Genomic DNA, 8,127 nt, shown 5'->3' with positions numbered 1-8,127 from the left:
CAACGAAGGGGCGTAATCCGAGAATGCGGATTACGCCCCTTCTTAGTTTGCAAGGCGGTCGGTTATTGGGTGCTTACTTACATTTAATGCTACGCTTTCCTTATTTATTGCCATTTTTTACACCTAATCTCTTATAGTCTTTATGGGTTATTATACCATATAAAATTAAAAACAGCCCCTTATATCTAACCAGTAGATATAAGGGGCTGTTTTAATAGGTTTTGTTAGGGGCGATAAGATAGTTATAGACCCTAAATTAATTCATATCTGAATAGTACTATTAGTAACAAAACGAGTTTATGGCTAAAAAGTCCCACTGCGTGTGAAGAGCCTTTTTTATTAGAATAACAATTTAACTTGTTCATCCAGCGATGCTTCTTTTTGTTTAACATCATTATTTGTCAAATTTTTAATGTGGGTTTGAATATCGCGAGCAATTTCAACAATATTATTGTGAATGTGATTTTCGGTATCAAATTTTGGTAATTTGATGTAATCAACGACATCAGTTCCTCGGTTTAGTGCTAATGCGTATGAATCGATGATGTCCCGAATACTTGGCGAATTTAGTACCCCAGCAACGAATAGTGCTTCTTCGAATGTATCAGTTGCTAATAACAACACCTTTGAATCAACAACGATGGGTTTGTCAACGCCACCAAATAAGGATAGGTCCGCGTTCGGTACTGATTTTCCATATGTTCCAACGGCAACAGCCGCAAAACTACTTGCTTGTTCTTTCCAAAGAACCTTGTATTTAGAGTATGTGTACGGTCCAATGTTGTCTAGTCTGTACCATGGGTGAATATCAGGGTTGAAAAATTTTCCGTTTTGGACGCGGCTATCATACAATCCTTGTTTATAGAATTCCAACCATTTATAAGTACGGGGTGCATTTTCGGCAAGATACTCATCATTTAAACCATAGATATGGTCTTCATCGTGAGGTACAATCATAAACTCTGACGAATCAACGCTCCAGCGATGAATATTTCGACCACCAAGCATCGGGAAAATGTATGTCGTTTCAATGGTTCCAGGGTGTGCACCCTGATTTTTCAAATCTGGACGACGTTGGCGATCCATGTCGTTCAGTATGTCTACTAATGTTGGATTGTTTTTATTAACAACAGGCTTTTTTAGAATATAGACGCCTTTTGCCCCTGCCGGCTCTATACCTTTGCGAGCATGATATACAGGTTCTGAACCGTTAGACAATGCCTTTTGGGCAAGTTTCAATTCAGCAGCGGGCATTGATAGCCAGGCTGTTTTTGGATCGTTTAAATCAACAGGTTGTGCTTCTAATTCGGTATCGAAGATACGAGTTGAAACTGTACTCCAGGTATCGTGAGCATTAAACTTTAATTTGCTCTTTCCTAAATAATTCCAAGAGTTCCAGTTTGACATTGGAAACTCGTTTTTTGCATTTTTTTGAAGAATAAGAGCCATTGTCGGCACTGTGTGCTTTGGCTGAAAAATTTTAATATCATTGAAATCATCTACTTCTAATACCTTAACAGGAATATCTTGTCCGTTTCTTGTTATGGAGAATTTGCGGAATCCCTCACCACCTTTAGTTGACTTGATAAAGGTCTTAGGCAATAAAAACATTAGCTTACCCTTATATTTTAGGTATTGGTCAAGCGCGACGTAAGTTACTGCCATTCCAAAATCGTCGTGGGTTGTTTTCTTATCGTAGGCACTTTTTTCAAATATTCCATAGCTTTGCCAGACCTTAAGAGTCCCCTCTCTGTAAGTTTTACTCATGGCTTTCCAAGCAATCCAAGGTGGATTACCGACGACGAAATCAAACCTTTGTTTTAATAGAACGGGTGCAAAACTATTCTTTAGAATTCGTGGCCAAAATGAGTCTTGCCCAGCTCTATGGAGTACTGAAAGTTTCGAATATAGAGCCTTAACGACATCTTCAAATGATGTGTCTATATTAAATTCTTTACTTGTTAGAGACCAAAATACGTCAGTTTTCCTCCCCAAATCAACGGATCGACTTAATTCATTCATAAATCCATTTGCCGTTTTAAACGAGTCGAATTTTGGAATCACAAAATCACCAACTGAAGTTTTTGCGGTAAACGTTGTTGCATTTTCTTCTGAATAAACAACCGGAGCCAGTACAGAATCCGTGATATAAACGGGAATGCTTATTGGTTCGTGAATGTCGTTAAAATCTGATACAGAAAGAACAGATAAAATATAATTGGCTTTGGCTGATATTGACGAAATAGGATTTAAATCGAAGCCAACAACATTAGATGTTATTCTTTCTAGATCTGAGGCAGTTAGCAGCGGCTTTGTATTTGAAGTTGAAGCAGCGATTAATCGCTTTAGCGCTTGTAGTAGAAAAGCTCCAGATCCAGCGGTTGGATCAATTATTTTCTTTTCAATAATATTCTTCCCTAGTTTTTCTTCAGAATAACCAACACGATCTAGAACGAACTCAACGATCCAGTCTGGTGAGAAATACTCACCAAGCAGGTGGCGAACCTTTTCGGGAATCAAATTCATATAAACTTCTTGAAGTACATCATGCATTGATTCGGGACGCACAGTGAAAGTACCCATGTCAAATTCTTGCAGTTGCGACAGTACTGTATTAACGGATTCGGTTATTTTGCCCATGTGTGATTCATCTACAAATGTGAACCATTCGTAATAGTGGACCTCGAAAAAGTTTGCAACAACAGTTGCCCCACCGTTTTTACCTTCGAATAAATCCGCAATTTCCAGATATTCCATTTGCGTTGGTAAAATGGCAACCGGTGATTTTGCTTGAGTTAAGAAGTTAGAAATTAAGAGCTTTAACACGATGTTGAAGTACGTTTGCAGGGCAAACAAGAACAATTTAGGATCTAAATCTGAGTTACTTAGGTTGTATAGAGAAGCAATGCTTGCAGCTGTTTCATTGAACTCAGTGCTTTGTTCTTCTTCTCCAAACAGAGTACCAAATGTCATAAGCCACTCGTTGTATAGGGTTATGACACGCTTACTACTTTTTTCTGTGTGTAATTCTTCATCAATAACTATGTAAAGATCAAGCACAGTATCGCGAACGGTTGACGAAGCAGGCCGAAAAACGTCAGTCATGTTGTCTTTTGTCAAAGCGATTTTATCCATTGATTTTACTAATGTAACGAGTTCTTTTAAGCCGGAATCGAAGTCAACAACGTGATATGTAAATTCCGCATTGAATGGCAATTTACTGTTAATTGATGTAGCAAAACGAGTATTTGTTACATCAATCTCATTAGTTGTTGCTGTTGGAACGAAACGCGCAAATATCCAATGAAATCCGTCGAAACCAATTCCATTTGTGTCGAAAAGTGTATCGTTAAGGGATCCTGCTTTATCTTCGACCACTTCATCGATTAGGTACGAATATAATCCGGAATCAGTTTTACCACTTTTTCGTCCGTATAAAGCTTCGTTAATACCTGTATTTTTATCAAAGTGATGTGATTTTTTGTACTCGAAAACTAGTCCGCTAATTGTTCCGTCACTACGTCCACCTTTAAAATAAGTTGTCTCTGAACTGAATAATGAGTTTGGTATATATTCCTTTATTATTGGACTCAAAATTGCTGAATAGGCACCTAGTTTAATATTATCCTCATCAGCCTTTGAATCTGAAAATTTAGTTCCATTGTAAAAGTCGTCTTTAAGTTGTGATAGTTCCAAACTCAATTTTTTCACCGCCAATATTTTTAACTAAAATCAGTATAACATAGAGTAACCATTGGGATTGTAGATTTTAGGGTTAGTATCATTGTTCACAATATATTAGATTCGTGGCAAGAATAAAATATCTATTAACTAAATAAAATGTAAAAAAGATCCTTATATCATAGCCAGATGAGATAAATAGAAAAAAATTGGTTCTGGTGCAAAGTTTACTCAGGGAGAGTGCATCCTGTATCATGAATTGAAACTGGAGGTTTTGGATTGAAGTCAATATTTGAGACAGATTTTAAGAGACATTCAGAACCGCGTTTACCTTCCACAGCTCAAATAAATCATTAATTGCGATTAATAACTTATTTGGATCTGGTGCAAACAGTCTGAGAGATGACCATCTAACCAGCTATTGATCCTATGTTGAAGGTTATGCAGCTAACAATGCTTCTAACTCGTCCACGACTGAGAACCCGATGAGACTTAACTCTCGCCGGGTTCTTTTGCGTATTGCGTGAACAATTTCCACACCGCTCAACGTTGCACTAGCGGTTCGAATGCTTTGAAAGCTTGCTGAGCGGACACGATGACGTTTAATGAATCGGTGGTCCTGTTCAATCAAATTATTTCGATATTTGGAACATTGGTGGGCTGATTTGCTCAAATAGTCTTGCTTTATCAGGTGCTTCACTGCTTTCAGTGTTGCCCGATATTGATCAGTGACTAATCGATCAGGCCGACCATTGGTCGTCAAGAGACGCTTCAAAAAGTGATAGGATGCGGTATAATCGCGGTGTTTTCGTAGCTCAAAATCCATGGTCAAACCGTTACTGTCAATAGCGCGATACAAATAGGCCCAACGGCCTTTAACTCGAATATAGGTCTCATCGATTCGCCAACTTTTAGCGTGAGCTGTTTGATGCCGACGCCATAGAGCCTTAAAGATGGGGCCATAGTGATGAACCCAACGCATGACCGTGGTGTGATGAACAGTGATACCCCGATCCCGAAGCAATTCAACGATGTCACGATAGCTGAGACTGAATCTGAAATAGTAGCCAACGGCTACTAAGATGATGTCCTTTTGAAAGTGGCGTCCCTTAAAGTGGTTCATGCGCGCAATCCCTCGTTTCTTGGCACCCAGTATACTAAAATCAAGTCAGCGAGGAAAATTTGCACCAGAACCCTAAAATGATTTGCTTAAAGAGAGTCATGTACACAAAGCCTAGTCCCTTACCACCCAACACATTAGAATGTAGTAGAGGAACCTTGCATCAGAACTACGTAGGGTCCATTTTTTGCATTCTTAGCTTACTTTATTCATGATCAACCTGATACGCACACTGTTTTCTTGTTTCTAAAAATAGAATAACGGGAGGAAAATGCATGAAAGCAATTGATTTTCATATTCATACCGAACCGGACCCTAATAAAGATACCCCCTTTACTTTCTCACAAGGATGGCTTGATAAGTATGTTGAAAACTCTGCCCTTGATGCCATCGCAATCACGAACCACAATCTTTTTGATAAGGAACAATTTTTAAATATTGTTACTAGGACCCAATGCGATGTTTTTCCAGGTATGGAGGTCAGTCTAGATGAGGGGCATGTCCTGATTATAAGCAACAATACTGAAGATGTTTTAGCTGAGTTTTCTCACGCCTCATCTTCTATTTCACAACTGAATCTCGGGGCTTCCACTGGGATAAGCATTGATCAATTTATTACCTTTTTCCCAAGTTGGAAAAATTCGATTCTAGCATTTGAAATCAGCAAAAGTAACAGCATGCGTATTCCTAATGCCCTTCGAGATGCCGTTTGTGTTGGAGGGGTTTCAAGCTCAAATCGATTTCAGAGAGAGTTGGCGTTGGGATCAGAAGTACCTGTACTGTTTAGCGACTCACATGCATCTGAAGATGAACCGAATTCTAAACGATCTGATATTGTTAGTTTGTATCCTAAACATACATTTATTGAGTGCGATACGACTGAGTTTGAAGACATAAAGCGGGCGCTTAAACAAAAGAAAACTGTCGGGGTTAATCCTGACCTGGTTCGAAATGTTTACGATATCATGGTAGATAACTCACCTCTAAGAGTTTCAACGGGTTTAAATTTGATAGTTGGTCGTCGTGGCAGTGGGAAAACTTTTCTTCTGAACACCATTTCGTCAAGTTCCGATGACAATGTGTACAGATTAGAGCAGTTCGATACAGCATCTAATCGAGAGAAATTTCTAAACAAGCAACAGCAACAAAAGGGGGAAAGGGCCTACGGAAACTTTATCCAAAAGTATCAAAGAACTTGGGATATTATAAATGAAGCAATTATTGAGAGCTCCCAAAACGATACGCTAGGCGAATATATTGATGATCTGAAAAAGTTTGCGGCCTCTTTCACTTCAAAAAATCAGGCAGCTAAAATTCAGTTGTTTTCTGCAAAACCTTTTGAAATAGTGAAATATAGTAGGCTTGAGTTGGATCTAAAAAATCTTAAAGAGATAATTTTGAGTAAATCCTTCTGGTCTCACGTCAATAATAAATACAAATCGTCGTTCATCGGTGCCTACGAGGACCTTCGTTCCTTCCTGACAAATTATGCTAAAGAATCAGATGAACAAAAACGCATCAATAAATTAATCGCTAGGATTCAAACTGAGACGAGGCGTCAGAGTGGTATAGCCGAACCTCCGAAAATTGATTTGACAACGACCTTCAAAAAATATTTGGTAGGGGAAAAGACCAACGCGTTTCTTAAAAAACTTGTGTTCGCTAAAAAGAAGGGGCGAATACTGAAACAAGAACAATTTGGCGAGTATCGGGTTGTTGTGAGGTTGAAGCCTTTTGAGGACGCAAAAAAATTTCAGAAGGAAATGCACACTAATGAAGGAGTGAAGAAGGATCTTATAGATCCCTATAATAACTACAACTTTGTCCAATATTTCGAGCATTTAAAGGGACATTCATTTTTCAGACAGGACCATTTATCAGACTTTATTGCTCATATCGAGACTTCTTTGGAAACAGCGAATGGGACTAAAGCTTCTGGGGGACAAGAAGTAGCTTTTGCTTTGTTGATGGCATTAGAGGAAGCAAAAAATTCTGATATCGCATTAATTGACGAGCCAGAAGCCTCTCTCGATAATTACTTTATTAGGACAACTTTGATTCCAAAAATCAGAGAACTTTCAGAGCATACAACTACATTTGTAATTACCCACAATTCTACACTGGGGACTCTGCTTAATCCCAATTACCTTATCGTCGCCAAGAACGATGCGCCAAATGCTTTTAGTTATTTATCAGGGGACTTCAAGTCAGCACGTCTTCGAGATTTTACTGGCAAAGACTTTCCGAGTGTTGGAAAATTTGTGGATGCAATGGAGTCAGGTATTGAAACCTACGAAAAGAAGGGAGAAATTTATGAATCTCTTGAATGTGAATCTTCAAAAGCAGGACATCACAATTAATTTCTATGAAGGGGAATCAAAGTCCATTAAGGACGTTACCCGAGAAGATTTACTTTCTATTATGGAAAAGATATATGAGTGTCCAGAAAACTATCGTCTAAATAAACCCGAAGAGTTAAACGAACTTAAAAATGACTTGGTAAAGGCTATTGGTATTCAGATTCTTCAGGCACTCGAAGACTTTGCAAGTAACGTGGAGTTCCTTAAAAATGATATTGATTCAGCTTTTCCAGAACTTCCCGACGACATTTTGCAAAAATGATTCAGGTATATGAACGGAAGTGTTAATTAGACAAGAATGTTAATAGAAATCTGGAATACATATTCTGAAATGGATTTTCTTATCTGAATTCGAATACTACAGTTATCGTTTTGAAGGAGGCAATTCTTGTGATGAAAGTTATTAACATTAGTGGCAACCAAGATACAGGTAAAACAACACTTTTACAAACCTTGAGAAAGAAAGTTAAACTAAGTTGTAATGATTCAAAGGAGAAGCTAACCAATCATGAATCAGATTTCGTGGGAATATATCACTGTAGTGCTAAAGATGGTGACTATTGGATTGCAATTATTTCTGAGGGCGATAGTGCTTGGGCTATACTAAAGAACCTTGAAATCCTAGGAGAGATTTTTCGGGAAGAAGAAAGTGTCTCTCCTGCAGACATAAGATATTTGTTCTACACATCACACAACCCACAAAAAGAAACCCAAAATAAAATAGATAGTAAGATAGAAGAATTGGCAGGTACAGACACCGACCGTTACTTCTATGCAACAACTAAAATACATGAAAACGACTCAAGCGAAGTCGTAAATGAGCAAAAAGAGAGGCAGCTTAAATTAATATTGACGGACATTGGTTTGCGTATAAACTAATTTAAATCAATCCTCAATTTTCAAGTCAAGTGCAACGATGATAACGAATTCTTGATAGTGGTCTAGGCTGTTACGCCATGCATCGGT

The 8,127-nt window shown here is 38.2% G+C and carries 5 protein-coding genes; 3 read left to right on the top strand and 2 right to left on the bottom strand.

The features are described from left to right. Positions 1-339 precede the first annotated feature (339 nt). Together JUF11_RS12725 and JUF11_RS12720 are read right to left on the bottom strand one after the other, a co-directional pair. Positions 340-3,702: an Eco57I restriction-modification methylase domain-containing protein gene (locus JUF11_RS12725; RefSeq protein ID WP_204119890.1), complete on the bottom strand. Its 3,363-nt coding sequence runs from the start codon at positions 3,700-3,702 to the stop codon at positions 340-342. Positions 3,703-4,120: 418 nt separating this feature from the next. Continuing rightward, positions 4,121-4,804, bottom strand: a complete 684-nt coding sequence (locus tag JUF11_RS12720) for an IS6 family transposase (RefSeq protein WP_002816607.1) — start codon at positions 4,802-4,804, stop codon at positions 4,121-4,123. 272 nt (positions 4,805-5,076) lie between these two features. Here JUF11_RS12720 and JUF11_RS12715 point away from each other — a divergent pair, with 272 nt between their 5' ends. The 3 genes from JUF11_RS12715 (at position 5,077) to JUF11_RS12705 (ending at position 8,040) form a co-directional block, all read left to right on the top strand. After that, complete coding sequence (locus JUF11_RS12715) at positions 5,077-7,161, top strand: AAA family ATPase (RefSeq protein ID WP_204119889.1); 2,085 nt, start codon at positions 5,077-5,079, stop codon at positions 7,159-7,161. Further along, a complete protein-coding gene (locus tag JUF11_RS12710) occupies positions 7,115-7,423 on the top strand; it encodes a hypothetical protein (RefSeq protein ID WP_016379767.1) in 309 nt (102 codons plus the stop codon). Before JUF11_RS12715 ends, JUF11_RS12710 begins: the two co-directional genes overlap by 47 nt. A gap of 128 nt (positions 7,424-7,551) precedes the next feature. Then, the gene (locus tag JUF11_RS12705) at positions 7,552-8,040 is read left to right on the top strand and encodes a hypothetical protein (RefSeq protein WP_204119888.1); all 489 of its coding nucleotides are present in this window, start codon (positions 7,552-7,554) and stop codon (positions 8,038-8,040) included. Positions 8,041-8,127: the final 87 nt, after the last annotated feature.

Origin of the sequence: Lacticaseibacillus suilingensis, from assembly GCF_016861845.1 — a bacterium.
GTDB lineage: Bacteria > Bacillota > Bacilli > Lactobacillales > Lactobacillaceae > Lacticaseibacillus > Lacticaseibacillus suilingensis.
Note: the sequence above shows the minus strand (reverse complement) of the source record. Positions and strands in the feature narration are given on the sequence as shown.

What these genes read in the sequence shown, in the direction of transcription:
- JUF11_RS12720 (WP_002816607.1), bottom strand. Translation starts at nt 4,804, where the DNA reads ATGAACCACTTTAAGGGACGCCACTTTCAAAAGGACATCATCTTAGTA.
- JUF11_RS12710 (WP_016379767.1), top strand. Translation starts at nt 7,115, where the DNA reads ATGAATCTCTTGAATGTGAATCTTCAAAAGCAGGACATCACAATTAAT.
- JUF11_RS12715 (WP_204119889.1), top strand. Translation starts at nt 5,077, where the DNA reads ATGAAAGCAATTGATTTTCATATTCATACCGAACCGGACCCTAATAAA.